General features: G+C 65.8%; 18 protein-coding genes. 9 read left to right on the top strand and 9 right to left on the bottom strand.

Translation table 11 applies throughout. The features are described from left to right. Positions 1-9 precede the first annotated feature (9 nt). The 8 genes from QW887_RS25175 to QW887_RS25140 are packed head-to-tail and all read left to right on the top strand — an operon-like array spanning position 10 to position 8627. Positions 10-1584 carry a xanthine dehydrogenase family protein molybdopterin-binding subunit gene (locus QW887_RS25175; RefSeq protein ID WP_315717445.1) on the top strand — a complete coding sequence of 525 codons (1575 nt, stop codon included), beginning with the start codon at positions 10-12 and terminating at the stop codon, positions 1582-1584. A 1-nt stretch (position 1585) separates the two neighbouring features. After that, positions 1586-2608 carry a xanthine dehydrogenase family protein molybdopterin-binding subunit gene (locus QW887_RS25170; protein WP_315717446.1) on the top strand — a complete coding sequence of 341 codons (1023 nt, stop codon included), beginning with the start codon at positions 1586-1588 and terminating at the stop codon, positions 2606-2608. Between the two features lie 6 nt (positions 2609-2614). Continuing rightward, positions 2615-3496 (top strand): MoxR family ATPase, encoded by an 882-nt coding sequence (locus QW887_RS25165; RefSeq protein ID WP_315717447.1) that lies wholly within the window; start codon positions 2615-2617, stop codon positions 3494-3496. Further along, positions 3493-4611, top strand: a complete 1119-nt coding sequence (locus tag QW887_RS25160; RefSeq protein ID WP_315717448.1) for a VWA domain-containing protein — start codon at positions 3493-3495, stop codon at positions 4609-4611. Before QW887_RS25165 ends, QW887_RS25160 begins: the two co-directional genes overlap by 4 nt. Continuing rightward, positions 4608-5495: an amidohydrolase family protein gene (locus QW887_RS25155; RefSeq protein WP_315717449.1), complete on the top strand. Its 888-nt coding sequence runs from the start codon at positions 4608-4610 to the stop codon at positions 5493-5495. The genes QW887_RS25160 and QW887_RS25155 overlap by 4 nt, the downstream gene beginning before the upstream one ends. A gap of 39 nt (positions 5496-5534) precedes the next feature. Continuing rightward, a complete protein-coding gene (locus QW887_RS25150) occupies positions 5535-6383 on the top strand; it encodes an MBL fold metallo-hydrolase (RefSeq protein ID WP_315717450.1) in 849 nt (282 codons plus the stop codon). Between the two features lie 18 nt (positions 6384-6401). Then, positions 6402-7997: an isochorismatase family protein gene (locus QW887_RS25145; RefSeq protein WP_315717451.1), complete on the top strand. Its 1596-nt coding sequence runs from the start codon at positions 6402-6404 to the stop codon at positions 7995-7997. A 3-nt stretch (positions 7998-8000) separates the two neighbouring features. After that, positions 8001-8627: an NAD(P)H-dependent oxidoreductase gene (locus QW887_RS25140; protein ID WP_315717452.1), complete on the top strand. Its 627-nt coding sequence runs from the start codon at positions 8001-8003 to the stop codon at positions 8625-8627. A 105-nt stretch (positions 8628-8732) separates the two neighbouring features. Here QW887_RS25140 and QW887_RS25135 read toward each other — a convergent pair whose 3' ends face one another. The 7 genes from QW887_RS25135 to QW887_RS25105 are packed head-to-tail and all read right to left on the bottom strand — an operon-like array spanning position 8733 to position 17657. Further along, positions 8733-9731: an FAD:protein FMN transferase gene (locus QW887_RS25135; protein WP_315717453.1), complete on the bottom strand. Its 999-nt coding sequence runs from the start codon at positions 9729-9731 to the stop codon at positions 8733-8735. Beyond that, a complete protein-coding gene (locus QW887_RS25130) occupies positions 9728-10285 on the bottom strand; it encodes a nitrous oxide reductase accessory protein NosL (protein ID WP_315717454.1) in 558 nt (185 codons plus the stop codon). The genes QW887_RS25135 and QW887_RS25130 overlap by 4 nt, the downstream gene beginning before the upstream one ends. Next, complete coding sequence (locus tag QW887_RS25125; RefSeq protein ID WP_315717455.1) at positions 10282-11112, bottom strand: ABC transporter permease; 831 nt, start codon at positions 11110-11112, stop codon at positions 10282-10284. The genes QW887_RS25130 and QW887_RS25125 overlap by 4 nt, the downstream gene beginning before the upstream one ends. Next, positions 11109-12029, bottom strand: a complete 921-nt coding sequence (locus QW887_RS25120; protein ID WP_315717456.1) for an ABC transporter ATP-binding protein — start codon at positions 12027-12029, stop codon at positions 11109-11111. The genes QW887_RS25125 and QW887_RS25120 overlap by 4 nt, the downstream gene beginning before the upstream one ends. Then, a complete protein-coding gene (locus QW887_RS25115; RefSeq protein WP_315717459.1) occupies positions 12026-13417 on the bottom strand; it encodes a nitrous oxide reductase family maturation protein NosD in 1392 nt (463 codons plus the stop codon). The genes QW887_RS25120 and QW887_RS25115 overlap by 4 nt, the downstream gene beginning before the upstream one ends. A 3-nt stretch (positions 13418-13420) precedes the next feature. Next, positions 13421-15346, bottom strand: coding sequence for a TAT-dependent nitrous-oxide reductase (gene nosZ, locus QW887_RS25110; protein ID WP_315717460.1), 1926 nt, complete (start codon positions 15344-15346; stop codon positions 13421-13423). Between the two features lie 10 nt (positions 15347-15356). After that, positions 15357-17657, bottom strand: a complete 2301-nt coding sequence (locus QW887_RS25105; RefSeq protein ID WP_409977964.1) for a 4Fe-4S binding protein — start codon at positions 17655-17657, stop codon at positions 15357-15359. Between the two features lie 209 nt (positions 17658-17866). Here QW887_RS25105 and QW887_RS25100 point away from each other — a divergent pair, with 209 nt between their 5' ends. After that, positions 17867-18736 carry a ferritin family protein gene (locus tag QW887_RS25100; RefSeq protein WP_315717461.1) on the top strand — a complete coding sequence of 290 codons (870 nt, stop codon included), beginning with the start codon at positions 17867-17869 and terminating at the stop codon, positions 18734-18736. A gap of 79 nt (positions 18737-18815) precedes the next feature. On the opposite strand, the gene QW887_RS25095 is transcribed toward QW887_RS25100, so the two are convergent. Beyond that, positions 18816-19934 carry a hypothetical protein gene (locus QW887_RS25095; RefSeq protein ID WP_315717462.1) on the bottom strand — a complete coding sequence of 373 codons (1119 nt, stop codon included), beginning with the start codon at positions 19932-19934 and terminating at the stop codon, positions 18816-18818. 230 nt (positions 19935-20164) lie between these two features. Next, positions 20165-22042 (bottom strand): alkaline phosphatase family protein, encoded by a 1878-nt coding sequence (locus QW887_RS25090; RefSeq protein ID WP_315717463.1) that lies wholly within the window; start codon positions 22040-22042, stop codon positions 20165-20167. Positions 22043-22219: the final 177 nt, after the last annotated feature.

Raw genomic sequence — 22219 nt, 5'->3', positions numbered from 1 at the left:
GAGATCGCCATGCTGGAACTGCGCAAGGACATCTTCGCCGACGAGCGCGACGACAATCTCAACGAGGTCGGCAAGGGCACCCAACGCCAGGACATGCTCGGCCATGTCACGGGGACCTCGACCTATTTCAACGATCACAAGCTGCAGGGCATGCTGCATCTGAAGGTCGTGAGGTCGACGCAGCCGCATGCCCGGCTGCGCCGCATCGAGACCAGCGAGGCCGAACGGAGCGAGGGCGTGCGGCGGATCATCCGCGGCAGCGACGTGCCGCGCAATCTCAACACGCTGCTCAGCCTGATCAATTTTGGCAAGGACGATGAGCCGACGCTTGCCGTCGACAAGGTACGCTACCGCGGCGAGCCGATCGTCGCCGTCGTCGCCGAGACGCCGCGCGCGGCGGCCGAGGCGGCGGCCAGGGTACGCGTCGACTATGAGATCTTGCCGGCGGTGTTCGACGTCGAGGAGGCGCTGAAGCCGGGCGCGCCCACCGTCAACGAGACCTATCCGAAGAATACGTTCACCTATCACGACCGCTACGACCACCAGAAGTTGCGCTTTGGCGACGTCGAGCGCGGCTTTGCCGGCGCCGATCATGTCTTGGAACAGCGCTACCAGATGTCGCCGATCGAGCACGCGCCGGTCGAAACCAACGGCTCGATCGCCGCGCCCGACACCAACGGCCGCTACGTGGTCTATACCTCGACCCAGGCGCTGTTCTTCTCGCTCGACACCTGCGCCAAGATCCTCGATCTGCCGTCGAACACATTCCACTTCATCGGCGGCACGGTCGGCGGCGGCTTCGGCGGCAAGGTCGACACGCTGACCGAGCCGCTCGCCATTCTCGCTGCGATGTTGACGGGGCGCCCGGTGCGCTACGTGCTCGGACGAGAGGAGGAGATGCAGTTCGGGCCGCCCCGCGGTGCCGAGCGCATCTACATCAAGGACGGAGTCATGCGTGACGGCCGCATCGTGGCGCGCCAGATCCGCGGCTATTTCGACTCTGGCGCTTATACGCGGCTGTCGAGCTACGCGGTGGTCAAATGCGCCGCGCACCTGCCGGGGCCCTACACGATCCCGAACGTCCATGGCGACATCTACTGCATCTTCACCAACCGCACGCCGGCCACCGCGATGCGCGGCTTCGGCATCACCGGCATGGACTTCGCGCTCGAATGCCAGATGGACAAGCTCGCGCATCTGATCGGCATGGACCCGATGGAGTTTCGTATCCTCAACGCCTATCGCGACGGCGACATGAAGGCGCATCGCCGCGAGGCCAAGAACACCGCGCTGATCGAATGCGTCCAGGTCGCGGCCGAGAAGGCCAAATGGCCGATCCGCGAGGAGTTCCGGCGCATGTCCTCGCGCAAGGATGGCGGCGGGGCGCGGGCGGCTGTTCCCTCCACGCCACGAGAGCCGGTGAGCGCGCGGCCTGCGCCGGCGCAGCAACGCACCAGCTACGATCGTGGTCTCTCGGCGCCGCCACAACCCGAGCCGCCACCACCTCCGCCAACGAGCCCGGCGCCTTCGCCGGGGCACGGCGCGACGCGGTTCTCGTCGGTGTTCGGCACGAGGAGGCGCTGACATGACGAGGCACCGCGGCCGCGGCATGGCGGCGATCAACTATCCCATCGGCATGAATCTCGGCGGCGATCCGAGCCAGGCGCTGGTGCATTCCAACCCCAGCGGCAAGTTCACGGTGGCGCTGTCGTCGATCGATCTCGGGCAGGGCATGAAGTCGGTGACGCGGCAGATCTGTGCCGAGACGCTCGGCGTGCCGGTCGAGGACGTCTATGTCGACACCGCCGATTCCGACACCGGCCCGCATTGCATGGGCTCGTTCGCTTCGCGCGGCACCCATCGCGTCGGCAATGCCGTGATGGCGGCGGCCAAGGAGGCGCGTGGCGTCATGATGGAGGCCGCGGCCGAGGAGCTCGAGGTCAACGCCAGCGATCTCGAAACGGATGGTCGCGGCAACATCCACGTCAAGGGCGCGCCGCATCGCTCGATCTCGGTGAAGGACGTCGCCATCGCCGCGCAGTTCCGCCAGGGCAAGACCATCTCCGGCCGTGGCATCTTCCTGGTGCCGCTGTCGGAGGTGGATCCCGAGACTGGCGAAATGTCCCCGGCGACCTGCTACGCGCATGCCTGTCTCGTCGCCGAGGTCGAGGTCGATGACGAGACCGGCGAGGTCGGCGTGGTCAGGATGGACAGCGCCTATGAGCTGGGACGCGCGCTCAATCCCCGCCTCGTCGAGCAGCAGCTGGTCGGCGGCGCCTGGATGGGCATGAGCCACGCGCTCTACGAGACGACGGAGCCGTACTACCCGGACCCGAAGCAAGGACCGCGCGACTTCGTGGAATACCTGATGCCGGGACCTGGCGACATCTGTCCGCACGACATCGCCGTGCTGGAGCGGCCGGCGCCCGACGGACCGTTCGGCGGCAAGGGCCCTGGCGAGATGTGCGCCAATCCTGTGCTTCCTGCCATCGCGAATGCGATTTTCAACGCCGTCGGCGTGCGCCTCGACGAACTGCCGATCACGCCAGAGAAAGTGCTGCGCGCGATCAAGGCCCAGGGCGGCGCCCGGCCGCAGACGCGGCGGTGACGCAGCATGGTGGTCCGCAGCAACATCGTCGGCATCGACTCGCCGCAGGCGCTGGAAAAGGCACTGCGCGCGGCGTACTATCTCGCCGATGACGGGCTCTCCACCGCGGCCTATCTCGCGCTCGCGCTGGGCAAGCCATTGCTCTTGGAAGGCGCGCCCGGCGTCGGAAAAACCGAGGCGGCGAAGGCAATCGCCGCGGTGCTCGGCCGCAAGCTGATCCGCCTGCAATGCTACGAAGGTATCGACGCTGCTGCGGCGCTCTACGAGTGGAACTATCCGCGCCAGATGCTCGCGATCCGCCAAGCCGGCGAGGAGAGCATCGACATCTATGGCGAGAGCTTTCTGATCGAGCGGCCGATGCTGGCCTGCCTGCGCGCGCCCGATGCGACCGTGCTGCTGATCGACGAGATCGATCGGGCCGACCAGGAGTTCGAGGCGTTCCTGCTCGAATTTCTCTCCGATTTCCAGATATCGATCCCCGAGCGCGGCACGGTGCGCGCCGCGGAGCGGCCGATCGTGGTGCTGACCTCGAATCGGACCCGTGACCTGCACGAAGCGCTGCGCCGACGCTGTGTCTATCATTGGATCGACTATCCCGATGCGGAGCGCGAGGCGCGCATCGTGATGATGCGGGCCTCCAGTGTTGCCGAAGCGACCGCGCGGGCCGTGGTGGCTGCAGTGGCGAAGCTGCGGCGCGAGCCGCTGAGCAAGGCGCCCGGGATTGCCGAGGCGGTCGATTGGGCGGAGGCGGCGACGCTGCTCAACCAGACCGGCGCGCGCTGGCCCGATGCGTTCAAGCGCGCGATTGGCGTCGCGCTGAAGGATGAGGAGGATCTGTCCTTCATCGCGCCGCGGCTCGACGCGCTGCTCGCGGAGGCGATGACATGAGCGAGCCCCGCCTGCCGCAGGCGACCGAGATCTTCGTGACATTCGCTGCGCTGTTGCGGCGAAACGGCTTCGCAATTGCGCCGGAGCAGACCACCGCCTTCCTCGCTGCGATCGAACTGCTGGGGCCTGTCAGCATCGAGGATATCCGTCGTGCCGGGACGGCGACCCTCGCGCCGCCTCCGGAGCGGCTCGCGACCTACAATCTGCTGTTCGACGTCCATTTTGGTGTCGCCGAGGCAACGGCCTTCAGCGAGAGCGACAGGCAGGACGATGTCGTGCGTCTCCAGGAGGAAGGGGACGGCGCTGTCGGTCCCGATCTCGCCGAGGAGCAGAACGAGTCAGGTCTGGCTGCGACGCGCGTTGAAGCGCTGGTCGCCCGCCGCTTGGCTGCGACGACGGGCGGCCATGCCCTGCAGCGCCTCGCGCGTCAGGCGCGTGCAAAACTGCCGAAACGGCGTGGCCACCGGCGCATGCGCGCGCGGCGCGGCAGCTTCGTGGACCTGCGCCGGACCCTGCGCGAGAGCATAAGGCGCGACGGTGAGGTGCTGTCGCTGCGGCGGCTGAAGCGGCGACCTCGATTGCGACGATTGCTGCTGCTGATCGACGTCTCCGGCTCGATGAAGGCGCGGACCGAGGATAACATGCGGCTCGCCCACGTGCTGGTGCAGGCCGTACCCCAGGCCGAGGTGTTCACGCTTGGCACACGGCTGACACGCGTGACGCGGCCCTTGCGGCTGAAGCGGCGCGAACAGGCGCTGCTCGCTGCCTCGCATCTCGTCAGCGACTGGGACGGTGGCACGCGCATCGGCGAGGCGCTGCAGGCCTTCCTCGCGGTGCCGCGGTTCTCGACCTACGCGCGGGGCGCCGTCGTGCTGGTCATCTCGGATGGGCTCGAGCGTGGTGACCATCATGTGCTCCGTGACGCCGTGTGGAGGCTGTCGCTGCGCGCCTGGCGCCTGAGCTGGCTGACGCCGCTCGCGACGGGGCCCGGCTTCAAGCCGCAGACCGAGGCGTTGCAGGCGATCGCGCCATTCGTCGACGACATCGCAGCCGGCGGGTCGGACGAGACCATCGTCGCGCATGTTCTGTCGCTGGCACAGAGGAGGGCGGCATGACCGGTTATGTCGATGCGCATCACCACATCTGGCGTCAGGCCGATCTGCCCTGGCTGGTCGGGCCGATGCAGCCGCGGATTTTCGGCCCCTATGAGCCGATCAGGCGCGACTACACGATCGAGGAGTATCTCGACGACATCGCCGGCAGCGGCGTCACGCAATCGGTCTACGTCCAGACCAACTGGGCCAAGGACGGCTTCGAGGACGAAGCCGCCTGGGTGCAGCGAACTTCTGAGCAGCACGGCTTTCCGCACGGGATCGTCGCCTATGCCGATCTGAGCGTCGAAGATGCGCGGCCGCAGTTCAACCGGCTGGCGCGCTATCCCCTGCTGCGCGGGGTCCGGATGCAGCTGCACTGGCATGAGAACCCGCTCTATCGTTTCGCTTCGTCCCCAGACCTTTGCAGAGATACCCATATCCGCGCCAACATCGCGCGGCTCGCCGACTACGGCTGGTCCTTCGACCTGCAGGTCTTCGGGCCGCAGATGGCGGGCGCCGCAGCGCTCGCCGAGAGCTGTCCGTCCGTGACCTTCATCCTCCAGCATGCCGGCATGCTGGAGGATCTGTCCACGCGCGGTCGCGATCGATGGCGAGCCGGCATGCAGCGGCTGGCGAGCTGCAGCAATGTCGTCAGCAAGCTCTCGGGCCTCGGCACCTTCATTCGCCGCAACGATCCGGCGCATGTCGCCGACGTGGTGCGGGAGACGGTCGGAATGTTCGGCCCCGAGCGCTGCCTGTTCGGCTCGAACTTTCCGATCGAGAAGCTCTGGACCGACTACCGCGTACTGGTGGGGGCCTATGAGGCTGCCATCCGGGACCTCGACGAGCATGCGCGCGCGCAGGTCATGGGAGGGACGGCGCAGCGCGTCTATCGGCTGGGATGATACCGCCTGCAACGACAACAAAAGCAACAGGGAACGCTCATGGCGCTGGAAATCAAGGTTCTCGACTATGGTGATATCGAATTGGAATCGAGCTTCCTTGTGCTCGGCCGTGATTGCGGCCGCACCCGCCGGGTGCTGACGCTCGGCTTCCTGATCCTGGGCGGGCCGTATCCGGTCGTGGTCGATACCGGCTACCGCTCCAACCAGATCATGGAGACGCTGGGCATGCGCGGGCTGCAGTACCATGAGAACATGATCGAGAACCAATTGGCGCGGCACGGCGTGCGCATGGGCGATGTCCGCTACGTCTGCCACACCCATCTGCACATCGATCACGCCGGGAAGGACGATCTGTTCCCGATGAACACGACGGTCGTGCTCAACCGCCGCGAGCTCGAATACTCGGTTTCCGGGCTGATGCATCCGCAATATCCGGCGCCCGACATCAAGCATCTGATCGACCGGCTGCACACCAAGAGTGCGCTGCGTTTCCTCGACCTCGAGCTCACCGGCCCGGTCGAGCTGATGCCGGGCGTCTATTGCGACGCTGCGAATGCCCATACCGAAGGCTCGATGAACATCCACGTCCACACTGCCGATGGCATCGCTACCATCTGCGGCGACGTCATCTACGACTTCAACGACCAGATCGTGACGCCGTTCAACGAGATCCAGGATGGCGAGCCGCGCACCACCGGCAATCACGGCACGACAAAACGCGCCGAGAAGGCAGCGATCAAGAAGCTGCTGTCAAGTTCGCGCTATCTGCTGCCGGTGCACGATCGTCCCGCCAAGATCGAAGGCGGTGTGGTGGTGGGACGGCTGCACGACCAAGTGCCGGGGCCGCTGGTGCAGTCGCTGCCGCAGCGGCACTGGTTTCCGGCGTGAGCAGCACAAGGTGCCCCCATGACCCACGTGACGTTGCGCAGTGAGTTCGAAACTCTGATCGATCCGTATGCGCCGGTGGCGCAGGTCGCGACCGGCTTCGAGTTCACCGAGGGGCCGATCTGGCATCCCGTCGAGCAGTTCCTGCTGTTCTCCGACATGCCGGCTGATGTCCGCCGCCGCTGGGACGCGAAGCGCGGCGTGGTGGAGATGCGGCGGCCGTCGAACAAGTGCAACGGCATGACCTATGATGCCGAGCTCAATCTGATCGTCTGCGAACACGCGACGTCGTCGCTGGTGCGCGAGCGTCCCGACGGCCGCCGCGAGATCCTGGCATCGCATTTCGAGAACCAGGAGCTGAACAGCCCCAACGACGTGTGCGTCCATTCCAGCGGGACGATCTACTTCTCCGACCCGTGGTATGGCCGCATGCCGGTCTACGGCGTGGAGCGGCCGCGCCAGCTCGGCTTCCAGGGCGTGTACCGGGTGCCGCCGGGCGGCGGTCCGCCGCGGCTGCTGGTTGACCGCCATCTGTTCGACCAGCCCAACGGGCTGTGCTTTTCCCCGGACGAGAAGCTGCTTTACGTCAACGATACGGTGCAGGCGGTGATCCGCGTGTTCGACGTCGGCGGCGATGGTGCGCTGGCGAACGGGCGCGTCTTTGCCAGCGGCATCCGCTCCGAGCTCGAGCCAGGCGTGCCCGACGGCATGAAATGCGACCAGCGCGGCAATGTCTGGGTCACCGCACCCGGTGGCGTCTGGGTCTATGCGCCTACGGGCGAACTGCTCGGCAAGGTGCGCGTGCCGGAGCTCGTCGCCAATCTCGCCTGGGGCGGTCCCGAGTTTCGCACGCTCTATCTCACCGCGACCCATTCGGTCTATGCGATCGCGACCAAGGTCGGTCCGCGCCACGAGCCGTATATGAGCGCGCGAAGTCGAGGGGCGTCAACGGCAGGTCTGGCGATGTCCAGCGCGACGTCCGCGCCATCGGCGCCGCAGCTGGCATCTGGTGACATGCAGCTCGATCCGCGCCGCTGCGCGATGATCATCCAGGATCTGCAGAACGACGTCATCATGGACGGTGGCGCCTTCGCGGATTCCGGCGCGCCCGGTCATGCCAAGCAGCAGCGCGTGGTCGACAATGTCCGGCGGCTCGCCGAGGTCGCGCGTGCGCGCGGCGTCGTCATCATTCATGTCTGGTTCGTGGTCGAGCCGGGCGCGCCCGGCGTGACCTTGAACGCACCGCTGTTCGAGGGGCTGGTCGACAGCAAGGCGATGGTGCGCGGCAGCTGGGGCGCGGCGCCTGTCGCCGGCCTGGAGCCGCGCAGCGGCGACTTCGTGGTCGAGAAGATGCGCATGAGCGCGTGGGAAGGCACGCGGCTCGAGACGATTCTCAAGGCCACCGGGCGCGACGTCCTCATCAATACCGGCGCCTGGACGAACATGTCGGTGGAGCACACCGCGCGCACCGGGGCCGACAAGGGCTATTTCATCGTGGTGCCGGAGGATTGCTGCTCGACCATGAACGCGGACTGGCACAATGCGTCGATCAACTTCGCCATGCAGAATGTTGCTGTCGTGACCACGGCCGACGCGGTGATCAGGGCGCTGGGGTGAGGCATGCCAAAGCTGCTGCATCTCGTCGCCTCGCCGCGGGCAGATTCGGAATCCAGCGCCGGCGCGCGCGCCTTCCTGGACCGCTTCAGGCAGGCGCGGCCGGGTTGGGACGTCGACGAGATGAATCTGTGGCGCGAGAGTCTGCCCGAGTTCGACGGCGAGATCCTGCAGGCGAAATATGCCCGCATGGGCGGCCGCGCCTTCACCGACGGCCAGCGCCGGGCGTTCGCTGTGGCCGAGCGCATGGCGGTGCGGCTCGATCTGGCCGAGCGCGTCGTGATCTCGACGCCGATGTGGAATTTCGGCGTTCCCTACAAACTCAAGCACTGGCTCGACATCATCAATCAGCCGGGCCTCACCTTTCGCTTCGATCCGTCGCGTGGCTACCTGCCGCTTCTGAAGGATCGTCCGACGCTGGTGATCCTCGCCAGCGGCGGCGACTTCACCACCGGCATCAGCCGGGGGCGTACTGACCTCGCGACGCCCTATTTGCGCGAGGCGCTGCGCTTCATGGGCCTTCGCGACCTGCACTTCGTGGCGATCGGGCCGACCAGCGGGCCGGCGGCGCACACCGGCGTGGCGCGTGAGCGGGCGCACAGGCGGCTCGTCGAGATGGCCGCGCGATTTTGACGAGGCAGCCGCGCGGCGCGCATCAGGTCCTAGCAGCAAGCGGTGCGGCCTTCGACCGGCGACCGTCGTCCTCTAGCCGCGCTCTCGACTGATTCGGCCGCGAATTCAAGCGACAAGCTCGACTGTCGCTCCGGTCGCGTCGATCAGGTGAACACGTTCGACCTCGGTGCGGGGCAGCAGGGCACGAATCTCAGGCTCCGACATCAGGCTGAAGGCGGTCGAGAGCGCGTCTGCCGCCGTTGCATTGCCGGCGACCGTGGTCACGCTGCGATAGCGCTGCGCACAGCCGCCGTCGTGCGGATCGAACAGATGATTGAAGCGGCCTCGCGGATCGAAGCGGAAGCCATAGGCGCCCGATGTCGATACGGCGCGATCGATGATCGGAAGCAGTGCAGCGGTCCGGTCGGGAATGTCCGGATCGGCGATTGCGATCTCCCAGGGCCGTGCATCCGGCCGTGCGCCGATGGCGCGGGCTTCGCCCATGTCGACCAGGCTGTGCTGCACGCCCTCGCTGCGCAGGAGCTCGACGATCCGGTCCGTGACATAGCCCTGCGCGATGCCATTGAGGGTGAGCGCCATGCCGCGCGGCATGACGATGCGATCGCGGCTGACGCTGAGCCGCTGATGGCCGACCCGCGCCAGCGCCTCTTGCACGGCCGCTTGCGGCGGCCCGTCGGGATTGGCATGCGGGCGCGAAAAATGATCGGCATAGAGCGTCCACAGCGGTTGCACCGTCGGGTCGAAGCGGCCGTCGGTCATCGCGGCGTAGCGCTGCGAGCGTGTGAGGATGTCGACCAGCTCGGGCGCGGGGTCCACCAGCACACCGGTGCGGTTCAGCGTCACCAGCGCCGATTGCTCCAGATACAGGCTGAACAGGCGCTCGAGCCGCCGGGCTTCGCCGATCGACACCGTGATCAGCCGTTCGGCTTCCTGCCGGTCGCGGTGATGAAGCTTGATCGTGGCGACGGCGCCGAGCAGCGTGCCGCGCCATTCGACCGATCCGCTTGTGCTGTCGGCCGCCTGCGCCCAGGAAGGAGCAACCGCGAGACCCGCCAATGCGGCGCTGATGCGGATGAAGCGCCGGCGCGAGAGGTAAAGTGTCATCGCTGGACTCCCGTGGTTTGCTTCGAACCCGGCTCGGCCAGACCGGCGTTGTCGTCGGCGGAGCTCAGCACGTAGTCGCGGGGCACCTCGGTGAAGCCGACGATGCGGCCGCCGTGCTCGGCAGCGAACCGCTCGGCCGCGGTCCGATCCGAGAACGGCACCGCCTCGTCGCTGCCCATGCCGCTCCTGACCCGGCTGCCGATCACGAACACCGCCTTGCGCGCCTCGACCCAATTGTCGGCGCCCGGATTGTCCCAGCTCGCGGCTTTGCCCATGTCGGAGACGTAGATCGCCTGGATGTCCTTGGGCTCGTCGGGCAGCATCGTGAAGGCGATGGCGTCACGCGCGGAGGAGAACCAGACCGGTTCGATCAGGCTGGCGGCGAAGATCTGTCCCTTGGGGCCAGAATGCTCGAGCAGATTCATGCCGCAATAATGCCCGATCGCCTCCGCCGTCAGCTTGATCGGCGGCGGCGGCGCGGCCGCCTGCCTGTCGTTGCAGGCGGCAAGCGCAAAGGCGGCGATGAGCAAGCCGGCGAAAGCGAGGCGTTTCATAGCTCCCTCCGGGAGAAGGCCAGCGCGGCGCCGGCGAGCGGCACCAACGTCCAAAGCACCAGCGCTGTGAGCAACACCTGCACCGACAGCGTGCTGCTGCCGGCGAGCCCGGCCATGCCGGAGAACAGGCTGACATTGGCGAAGCCGGTCAGGTTGAACAGCCGGTAGGCGTCGGTCGGGTTGAGCAGCAGCAGCGCGCTGAGCACGCCGCCGGAAACGTTGCGGCCCTGATCGATCACGAGAAGGCCGAGCAGCGCCATGTCGTAGATCAGGACGAGCACGAGCCACAGGCCGATGCTGACCCCCGCTGCGGTGCCGCGGTCGCGCACCACTGCACTGACGAGATAGCCGATCGCGACGAACACCGCGCCAAGCAGAACGGAGGAGCCGATCATCGCGGCGAAGGCCGCGAGCCCGTCACTGTCGAAGTGACTGCCGGCGATCAGCAGCGCTACGGCAGCGGCGCCATAGCCGAGGCAGGTCGCGAAGGCGAGCACCGCGAGATGACCGAGGAACTTGCCGAGCAGCACCTGCCAGCGCGCCACGGGATAGCTGAGCAGCAGCAGCATGGTGCCGCGCTCCATGTCTCCGACGATGGCGTCGTGCGAGATCAGAAGCGCGATCAGCGGGATCAGGAAGATGGTCAGGCTCGACAGGCTGACGATGACGACGTCGAGCGCGCGCGCGCCCACGGTGCCGGTCGGTGCGCTGCCGAGAAAGGTCAGCGACAGCGCGAGCCCCGCCAGCAGCAGGGTCGACGCCAGCACCCAGCGATTGCGGATCGCCTGCTGGATTTCCTTCGCGGCGATGGTGATCACGGCATTCATTGCGAACGCTCCGCGTGGCGCAGGAAATGCGCGTAGAGCTCGTCGAGATTGGGCGGGATGAGCTCGAGATCCTGCACGGCGGTGCCGTCGGCCGTCGCACGGCGCAGCAGAGCGATCTTCTCGTCCTGCGCTGCGTCGATCTCGACGATGTGGCCATTGACCCGACGATAGGAGGTCGCCTCCGGCAGCCAGGAGGGCCGGCCGGATGGCGGCAGCTCAGCGACCTTTACCCGGATCCGGGTCGGCAGTCGCGCGAGGCGGCGCAACTCGTCGAGCGTGCCGTCGGCGACCTTGAGTCCCTTGTTCATGATGATGACACGGCCGGCCCGCTCCTCCAGCTCGGTCAGCGCATGCGATGACAGCAGCACCGTCGTGCCCTCGGCGGCGAGCTTCTGGATCACCTCGTAGAACGTCTGGCGCAGCTCGGGATCGAGACCGGTGGTCGGCTCGTCCAGCAGCAGCACGCGTGGCCGGCCGATCAGCGCCTGTGCCAAGCCGAGGCGCTGGCGCATGCCCTTCGAGTAGGTATTGACGCGGCGTCCGGCAGCGTCGCCCAGCCCGACGACATCGAGCAGCGCCAGCGCGCCCTTCACAGGCTCGCGCTTGAGGCGGGCGTAGAAGCTCTGCGTCTCGCGGCCGGTGAGCGCGGCATCGAAGGCGACGTTCTCCGGCAGATAGCCGAGCCGACGCCGCGAGGAGAACTCGCCCGCGGCCGGGTTTTCGCCGAGCAGCGCGATCGCGCCCTTGGTCGGTCGGATCAGGCCGAGCATCATCTTCATCAGCGTGGTCTTGCCGGCGCCGTTGTGGCCGATCAGGGCCACCATCTCCCCGGCCGCGAGATCGAACGACACGCCCTTGACGGCTTCGACCTTGCCGTAGTGCTTGATCACGTCGGCGATATGGACGGTCGCGCTCATCGGGCGCTGCTCCTAGCGGCAGTGCGGCGCGCCGGCGGTGGCGACATCAGCGGATGGCTGTCGACCACGCCGCCGGGCAGGATCGCCGGGAACTGCGCCTGTGCCCAGCGGATCACCTGCACGGCCGGACTGTTGATCAGGACCTTGGCGGCCGGCGCGGTCCACAGCACGCGGTCGATCAGATCATTCGGCCGGTAGGCGGTGTCGGCAACGCCGTCGCCGTTGAGGTCGAAGCCCGGGTTGTCGCTCCAATAATTGCCGCGGCCGTCTTTCGACCAGTCGAGATGGCGGGTGCCGACATACTTGATCTGGCTGGCATTGTTGACGAAGGCATTGCCCCTGATGTCGTTGCCCTCGGAGCCGGCGGTAAAGTGAACGCCGATCTCGCACCCTTCGAACCAGTTGTCAGTGATATGGTTGTTGTTGGTGTTGTAGATGAACACGCATTTCTCGGGACCGGGACGGGCGCCGGCGGTCGGCGTGGCCGTGCTCGCATCGGCCTGCGGCACGCCTTCGTCGGTGCCGCGGTTCTCCGCGGTGGCCCAGCGCTCTGCCGGCTGCAGCCCACCGATCACGCTGTTGCCGGCGATCTGCGAGCCGTTGGCCGCGTTGAACAGCAAGCCGCGGTCGCGGTCGTGATCCGAGACGTTATCCCTCACGACGAGCGCCTTGGAGAACATCATCGCATAGCCGATGATGTTGCGGGTCGAGACGTTGCCGGAGATTTCGCTGTCGTTGGTGTACATGAAGTGGACCGCGAAGCGCAGGTCGCTGAAGCGATTGCCGCTGAAGACGTTGTTGCGGCTGGTGATGGCGAACACGCCATCGCGGCCGTACCGGAATTGGTTGTCGATCACCTTGGCGCCCGGCGCGTTCCAGACGGAGACGCCGTTGCCGGTGACGCCGCCGCGCGTCGCGCGCAGGCCGATGATGCTGTTGTGACGGACCATGGCGTTGGCTGATCCGTGCAGATAGACGCCGAACAGATTGCCCTCCATCTGGTTGTTCTCGATCAGCGTGTCGTGCGCGCCCTGGTCGACGAAGATGCCGGAATCCATCTGCTCAAGCGAGCGGCCGGAGCCTTTGATGACGAAACCTCGAATGACGGTACCCGGTGCCATGACGGTGATGACGCTCCCACGGCCGTCGCCGGTGATCACGGCGCCATGCGCGCCGGTCAGTGTCAGGCGACGGGTGATCCGCAGCGGCCCGTGATAGGTGCCTGCGGCCAGCGCGATCTCATCGCCCTCGGCCGCGCGATCGAGCACGTCCTGCAAGTCGGCAATGTCGGCCGCGACCGCTCGTGTCGCCGCTGTTGCGCGGAAGGGCAGGCTGGCGACGACGAGCGCCGCCAGCCCCAGAGTCTTGATATGGCGCATGCGCCGCATCGCTCACGCGTTCCGCGGCGAGACCAGCATGCGTCCGCGCATTTCCATGTGCATGGCGTGGCAGAACCATGTGCAGAAATACCAGTACACGCCGGGCTTGTCGGCGATGAACGTCACCGACGAGGTCTGCTGCGGATCGATCTCCATGTTGACGCCGTAGTTGACGATGCAGAAGCCGTGCACCAGATCCTCGACGTCGTCGATGTTGGTGACATAGACCGTCACCTCGTCGCCCTGCTTGACCTCGAACTTTTCGAGCGCGTAGGCGGGCGCGCTGGACCACATGTAGACGCGCACCTTGTTGCCGTCGCGGATCACCTTGGCGTCGCTCTCCAGCGTGACGCCGTCGGCTGCGGCCTGCTTGCGGGCGTCGGCGAAGAACGGGTCGTCGCGTTTCCAGATCGAGGTCACGCGGCCCTCGAGCTTGGAGCGGTGCACGATCACGGCGTCATGCGGCTCAGCGAAGCTCGGGCCGTCATGCACCAGCTCCATCTTGTCGCCGGAGATGTCGATCAGCTGGTCGTTCTCCGGCTTGAGCGGGCCGACATTCAGGAAGCGATCCTTGGAGAACTTGTTCAGCGACAGCAGCCATTTGCCGTCGGCTTCCTTGGTCTCGCCCATCGAGGCGTGGTTGTGGCCCGGCTGATAGTGGACGTCGAGCTTCTGGATGATGGGGTTGACCTTCTCGCCCTTGAAGGCGCGCTTGGCGAGATCGAGGCTCCATTTGCAGACCTGGCTGTCAAGGAACAGCGTGGTGTAGGCGTTGCCCCGGCCGTCGAAGGCGGTGTGCAGCGGCCCGAGGCCGAGCTCCGGCTCGGCCACGACGACGTCGCGCGGCTTGATCTTGTCGTCGAACAGGTTGTCGATCAGGCGGACGTCGATCACCGTGACCGTCGGCGCCAGCTTGCCATTGGCGACGACGTGGATGCCATCGGGGGCCGTGTTGAGGCCATGCGGACTGTTGGAGACCGGCACGTAGCGCGTGTAAGGCGATCCTTTGCGGCCGTCGATCACGGGAACGCCGTTCATCTCCTTGAAGTCGCCCTTCTTGACGGCCTCCTCGATGCGCTTGATGTTGAAGATCGTGACCCAGTCCTGTTCGCTTGCCGTCATCTCGGCCAGGGTGACGCCCTTCTCCGAGTTGTAGCAGGTCGAGAACGCATATTTGCCCTGGTAGTCGCAGTCGGTGTTGTCGAGATTGCCGTCGACGATCACCTGCCAGGCGACCTTCATGGTGTCGCCGTCGACGGCCGAGAACATCGACCAGTATTTCGACTTGTCGTCGAGCACCTTGCCGTCGTTCGGCAGCGGCACCTCATATTCGCCGTTGCAGAAAACGTAACCGGTGCGCGGGAACTTCTGCGGACGCATGCCGTGGATGGTGTACTGGTTCGGCAGCTCGATGATCTTGTCGCATTTCATCACGTCGGTGCGAATGCGGGCGAGCCGGGTGTTGGCCTTGTCGTTGATGAAGATGTAGCGGCCGTCATATGTGCCGTTGGTGAACGACATGTGCGGATGGTGGCAGTCGCCGTTCATCCAGATGCCGAGCCGGTCCTTGAGCCGTTCGCGCGTCTCGGGCAGCAGCCCCTCGGTCATGATCTTGCGGCTCTCGTTGGTCTGGCCCCAGCCGGTGGCGCTGCACCGGTTGAAGACCGGAATGCGCATCAGCTCGCGCATCGAGGGCATGCCAACGATCCGCAACTCGCCGGTCTGGCCGCTGGAGAAGAATACATAGTACTCGTCGAGCTGGCCGGGCGCGACCTCCGCCTTGCCGGCGCCTTGCGCCGGTCGCGACTGTGCGGCGGCCGGCGTGGTCTCGACGCTCTTGCCGAGGCCGATGCTGCCGGCAACGCCGGCCGCGCCGAGCGCGGCGGTGCCGACGATTTGTCGGCGGCTGAGTTTCGTCTGGTCGTCGTCGTGCGCCATCGTCGTCTCCTTATGATGGATGAGTGAGATCGTTGGATTGAGCCGGCGCCGTCGTCGGCCGACCGGCATGGGTGATCACGGTCTTTGGACCGGATTTGGCGGCGCGCATCGACGGCGATGACATCGCCTCGAACTTCTCGCGCTTGAGCCGGACCTGGATCATGTGCGGACAGCGCTGATCGTCGTAGTAGAGCTCCTGGCAATGCATGCAGTAGATGCATTCATTGACATTGATGTGTCCCTCGGGATGGATCGACTGCACCGGACATTCCTTGGCGCAGCGCTGGCAGGGCGAGCCGCACTCCTTCCAGCGACGCAGCCATTCGAAGGTGCGGATGCGTCCGGGAATCGCCAGCGCGGCGCCCAGCGGGCAGAGATAGCGGCAGAAGAAGCGTTCGATGAACAGGCCGATGCCGAGCAGCGCCGCGGCATACAGCACGAACGGCCAGCTGCGCGAGAATTTCAGGATGATCGCGGTCTTGAACGGCTCGACCTCCGCGACCTGCTCGGCGAGCGCGACCGAATACAGCGACAGCCCGAACAGGCCGAGGAAGATGATGTATTTGATCGGCCACAGCCGCTCATGCAGCCCCCAGGGCACCGTGATCTGCGGCACCTTGAGCCATTTTGCCACTGTGTTGGTCAGCTCCTGCAGCGCGCCGAACGGACAGAGCCAGCCGCAGAACGGCCCGCGGCCCCAGAACAGCAGTCCAGCCGCCGTTGCCGCCCACAGGATGAAGATCAAGGGCGCCGCGAGGAAGAACTCCCAATGGAAGCCGGTCAGCAGCGCGTTGACGAAGGTGACGACGTTGACGACCGAGAGCTGGGCGTTGGCGTACCAGCCGAGCCAGACCAGCACGAACAGCAGATAGGTGCGGCGCACCCAGGTGTAGAGCCGGGGACGGCGCACCAGAACGTTCTGGAAGAAGAAGATCCCTGTGAGCGCGGCCAGCGCCAGCGCGGTGATGCCGATGGAGACCGTCTGCGAGCGCCAGATGCGCATCCATAACGGCTCCTCGGTGTCGTCGGCGACCGGTTGCGCCGTGGTCGGGGCGGGACGCGCGGACGTCGCCTTCGCTGCCGACACAGCGGGGCGCGTCTGCTGCTTCAAGTAGGCGTCGGGCACCGTGTAGTCGACATCGAATGTCAGGAACGCCTTGTCGTGGCTGCCTGTGCTTCGTTGCACCAGGAGCTGGAGCTGCCATGGCTCGGTCGGGTCGAACGTGAATTCGGGCGGCGTGATGAACAGTCCGATCTCGCGCAGGGCAGGGGCGCCGGCGGCGGTCAGCGCACCGAGTCGCATGTGGTTCTTGTCGCGGAACCGTGTGCTTCCGCCCTCCTGCAGCACCTCGATACGGTCGAAGATGCCGCCTCGGACATAAGCGGAGCCCTTGAACGAGTAGACGCCGTCGCCGGCGACGACGATCGCCTGCTGTCCGGGCTGCAATCGCTGCTTGAGTCGCTGATAGCCCTCGTCGCCGAGCAGGCTGCGGCCGATCGTGGGCACGCTGGCCATGGCCACATAGAGATCGATGAAGGTGTCGCCGGCATCGCCGGGCTCCGGATTCTGCGCGGCCGCCGCATTGCCCGACTTGGCGAACGCGTCGTTGACGTCGCCGATGCTGAGATGCAGGCGCCGCACCGAGCCGTCGCCGAGCAGACTGCTCCAGTCGCGGATCTCGCTCTTGTCGGGATCGACCGTCTTGGTCACGCCGGGCTGCGCTGCGGCGGCGGTCGCCGCTGAGCCGGCGCCGATGCGGCCGCTGCGGATCAGGCGCGTGGCGGCGCGCACGATGCTGTCGTGCATCACCAGCACGGTGACCGTGGCACCTGAGACGATGTCGGCCTGCGGCGCATGTTCCGCGCCTTGCGCAATCGGCATCATGTCCTTGCCGAGCAGGCCGTTGAGTGCGGCAACGATGCGTGGCTGGGGAATGCCGATCAGCACGATGGGCTCTTTGTGATCGACCAGCTTCAGCCCGGTGATGACGCCCTTGGGATCGATGCCGACGAGGATGTGGATCGGCTTGCCCGAATAGCCGACGGAATTGGCGAAATCGGAGTTGAGATAGACGTAACCCTTGAGCTGATCGCCGCGATACACCGGCATGATCGGCGGCTCGCCTTGCGGCTCGCCGAAACGATCCGCATCCGGGAACAGCTCACCCGGCGTGATCTTCGAGAGGTAGGTTGCGAGATCGCCGGCCGCATGTGCTGCGCGCGGGGCCGCGATCGCGCAGAACCCGATGAGGATTGCTACCAGGATAGCAGGCATGCGCCACCGATTGGTGGCGACATCACTCGCAACCATGATCACCTCAAGCGGAACGGACGGCCCGCGAAGGGGCCGTATTCCAGTCAGGACTGTTTCGGGGAAGGAAGGATCGTCGCCATTGACAATCCCTGAGCAAATAGAGTCGGGTTAAATTGACTCCTTATCGTGCCGGTTGTCTAGTGGGTCGCAATCCGACGGACGTTGCGCTGGATCAAACAAGCCAGGACAATCAGGCGGACCATCATATGTTGTTGACACGCACGCTCTCGCTCAAGTCGGAACCGGCCGGGAACCTGCATTCGATCGACGAGCTGTTCGCGCTCGCCAATGCGATGGAGCAGGAGGCGGCCGATCGCTACGACGAGCTGTCCGGAGAGATGCAGCGTCAAGGCCGGCTCGATCTGGCCGCTGTCTTCGCGAGGCTGGCCGCGGCCGAGCGCGAGCATGTCGACAGTGTCGCGCAATGGTCGCAAGCGCGAACGGGGCGTGCCCCCGATGCGTCGCTGGTGCGCTGGCAACCACCGGAGACCTTTGAGCCCGGCGTGGCACGCGAAATCCAGGACTCGCGGCTGATGACGCCGTACCGCGCGCTGTCGATGGCGGTGCGCAACGAGGAGCGGGCCTTTGCGTTCTGGTCCTATCTTGCGGCATTTGCCGATGATCCCGAGGTCAAGAGGGCGTCCGAGGCGATGGCGCGAGAGGAACTCGGTCATGTCGCGACGCTGCGCAAGGAGCGGCGCCGTGCCTATCATCTTGAGACCGACGCCAGGCGCGCGGCGTCGGTGGCGTCGGACGCCGGCACGATCGACGCCGGCCGGCTGGAGCGTCGACTCGCCGAGTTGCTCGACGCGATGGCTGTGCGCGCCGCTGGCCGCCCGGCGGATCGCGTGCGCGAGCTTGCGCAGGAAGCCGCGGCAATGGCATCGGAGGTTGCGGACCTGTTGCGCCTGCCGGCTGGGCTCGCGCAAGCCGATGCGGCCGTGCTGGCGGAGGCGCTCGCGGACGCGTATCTGGAGCATGCGGAGCGAGCGACCGAACCGGACCGGCTCGATCTGATGCAGCGGCTGGCGTCGCAGGCGATCGCCCGGCTGGCCTGGCTGCGGTCGCTCGGTTGAGTCCGACTCCAGAACTCCGCGAAAGAGGCGAAAGACAAGGGTCGCCCAGCCAAGCTGGACGACCCGATCATCATGAGGCTCAGTTGCGGGTCGGCGCCGGCACGGCGGTGCGGTTCGCTGGCACCGTGACGGGCTGGAAGGAGAACACGTCGCGACTGCGCGGATCGACGGTCACCTTGAGCCAGCGCACGTCGTTGTTGCCGTTGCCCTGATTGTCGCCGAACGTTTCGACGCGAACGAAGTTCTCAAGCCGCTGGCCGGCACTGTTGAGGAAGGGCTGGTCGATCCGGAAGTAATGGGAATCGCCGTGGACGTAGGCGACCGGCTTGCGGAACGCCTCGACTTCGGTGCGCAAGGCGGTCAGAAAGCTGACGAAGCCATCGGGCTGCCCGTCGGCTTCGGCGAGCGTCCTGGGATCGCGCAGCGGCGCGCGCGTCGGATCGGCCTGGTCCCAGCCCGGGTTGCCCTGGGTGATGAACATCACCGCGGCGGAGTTGCGCCTCTTGGCTTCCGCGAAGGTCTGTTGCATCCACAGAATCACGGCCGCGTTGCGCGCGTTGTATTCGTCCGGATCGGGATTTGTGTCGCAGAGATTGTTGCAGGATCCCTGGATGTTGAGGGTCGCGTAGGTGACCCGGCCAACGGTCCAGCGGCGATTCTCGACGCAGCCGACCTTGGTGCCGTTGGCGCTCAGACACAGCGGATCGGTCTGCACCTCCTGGCGCAGCTTGCGCTGGCCGAGCGAAAACGGCGTCGAGAAGAACACCTTGCGCTCGTAATCGAGCCGGTCGCGCGAGTTGAAGCCGCCATTCGAGGGGCGATCGCAATCGACCCAGTCATTGTCGCCCGGGGTGAACATCGCGGGCGCCTCGAGGCTGTTGAAGAAGGCGAGCGCCTGGGCGTAGAGGCCGGCGTCGCAGGCGGAATTGGAGCCCTGCTTCAGGTCGCCATCGTGCGCCGTGAATTTCAGCCGATGGGCGTTCATGTCGGCGATCAGGTTGGGGACGCCGACGGTGGCCTGCAGCGTGGAGTAGGGCAGGTCGCCCCACAGGCCGATGGCGTAGCTGTCGTCATCGTCGTCGAAGCCATGGTCGTGCGCAAGGCTCGGCGCGGCAGAGGAAAACGCCAGCAAAGACACCGTGACGGACAATGTGAGCAATTCATGAAAGGCAGATTTGAACGATGATCGAAGTGACATTCTGCAAGATCCCCCAAGACCTCGGTTGCAACGCGCCGCTTCGTTCAAGCGGCGGCGGGACGATGCGGAGGCTCGATAACGGGGGCGTGACGATCGGCTGACAATCCGCTGACGGCGTCACGATGTTGCAAATCGGTACACCATCAATCTCGTCGCCGCGCACAATGCGCAGATGGCCCGCCGCAACGTGTGCGGCGGGCTGTTCTTGACAGCGGCAGACTCCCGGTCGATCAGCGGTCGTCGCCGTATCCGTGCTCACCGTGGTCGTGATGATGCCAGCCGCCGTCGTGATCGTGATCGCCATCGTTATCGCCGAAGGCGAACAGATTCATCAGGTCGCCGATCGCAGGACGGTTCTTCGGCACATAGCGGTTGCCGTCCCGGTCATGGATCGGATTGGGGAGTCGGTCGCGGCTGACGGCGGAGATCGTGGGCAGCCGCCAGTTGCGCTCGATGAATTTCAGCAGCGAGACGTGATCGTAATAGGTGTGGTCGACATGACCCTTCTTGGCCAGCGGCGAGACCAGGATGAAGGGAATGCGGGTGCCGTCGCCGAGGAAGTCCACCGGCTGGACATAGCCGGAGTCATAGTAGCCACCGCCCTCGTCCGTCGTGATGAAGATCGCGGTCTTGGCCCAGAGCTGCGGGTTGGCCTTGACGCGATTGATCAGGGCCTCGAGGAATTTTTCGTAGAGGTCGGTGGTCGAATCGGCGGGATGCCCGGCGAGCGCCTCGAACGGACGCACGAATGACACTGCGGGCAGCGTGTTGTTCTGCACGTCCTTCACGAAGGCGCCGTAGTTCTGCAGCTTGGCTTCCTCGGCGGGGTTCTTCATGATGTTGTTGAAGCCGGTGAGCGGGTCGCAGATGCCGCAATAGGAGTGGAACAGCAGCGGCACGCCGTCGACGCTCTTGGCGAAGGTGGTGGCATCGTCACCGCGGTCGGCGCTGTAGTATTTCCAGGACACGCCTTTTGCGGTCATCACGTCGGCGATGGTCGGCGCGCTCTGCGGCGGCAGCACGAATTTGTCCGAGCCGAGGGCATTCGGCTTGGCGCTGGTCTGGTTCCAGAACATGCTGTAGTTGTTGACGAGATAATAGTGGTTCGGCGCGCAGTTGTTGCTATAGACGCCGTTCTTGAAAAGCTGCTCGTTGACGGCGGCGACGCCGGGCGCGCTGGGGTCCGAGCAATTGACGTAGGAGCCGCCGCTGTAACCGTCCTGCTTGTAGTAGTTGTTGGTGCCGGGAACCGGATCCGGATTCTCGATCTGGTTGGCGTAGGGCACGGCGGGGGCGCCGTTCAGCGTCTCGGGATTGGTGAAGAACGCGGCGTGGCCGGTCACGAGCGCCTGGAAGTTGGCTCCGGTGCCGCCCATGATCGCCTGATGATAGTTGTCGCTGATCGCATACTCGTCGGCGAGCTGCTTGAAGAACGCTGCGTCACCGGGCTGGGCCTTGCCGGCGGCGTCGGTGAACGGGTTCATATTGTAGAAGCCCATCGAGATGGCGCCTTCCATCGGGTTGAACCCGCCGGCCGGATAGGGCTGACCGTTCGAGCCGGTGCCGATGGTCTGCTCGACCCATACGAATTTGTCGTGCTTGCCGCCGTCGATGTCCTGCCACATCTGGAAGAAGCGGTGCACTGGATCTCCGGTGTAGGCCGCATAGGAGACGTATTTCGAAATCTGGTACGGGCCGTTGGGAAGATTGGCCGGGAAGCGGGTGTCGAGGACGTTCTGCGGCAGGCCGATCCCGTAGGTGGTGTAGGGCTGCGGTAGTGTCGCATAGGCGCCGGTGGACGCGGTCTCGGCAGTGTAGCGAACCTCGTCGCGGCCGATCCGCTGCTCCGCCTTCTTGAAATGCCGGCCCGGCGTGCCGTCTTCGTTGACGATGCCCTTGCTGAGCAGATTGTCGATCGTCTGACCCGCCTTCGGCTTGTAGGTGCCGAACAGATTGTCGAAGGTGTGGTTCTCGCCGACGATGATGATGACATGCTCGATCGGCGTACTCGTCGCCGGTTCGGCGAAGGCTGGCGCGACGCTGGTCGCGGTGAAGACGGCGGTGGTCGCAAGGGCGAGCGCCTTGGACCGTGTGACTGTTCTGGTCATGAGATCTCCGGACGGAGGAGGGTGGTGGCGCGCGCATGCTGATGGCCGCTTGCCTGCGACGATCTATCGCGGCAACAAATTGCAACGTGGTGTCGGTCTTGCTTCGGTTTTGTGAAATGCGCCGAGCAGCGCGGATACTGGACACGCACGTCACAGCACCAGCTTGGCAGCGCGTGT

It is taken from the genome of Bradyrhizobium sp. SZCCHNRI3052, assembly GCF_032484895.1.
Classification (GTDB): domain Bacteria; phylum Pseudomonadota; class Alphaproteobacteria; order Rhizobiales; family Xanthobacteraceae; genus Bradyrhizobium.
This window is presented reverse-complemented; position numbering and strand designations above follow the sequence as displayed.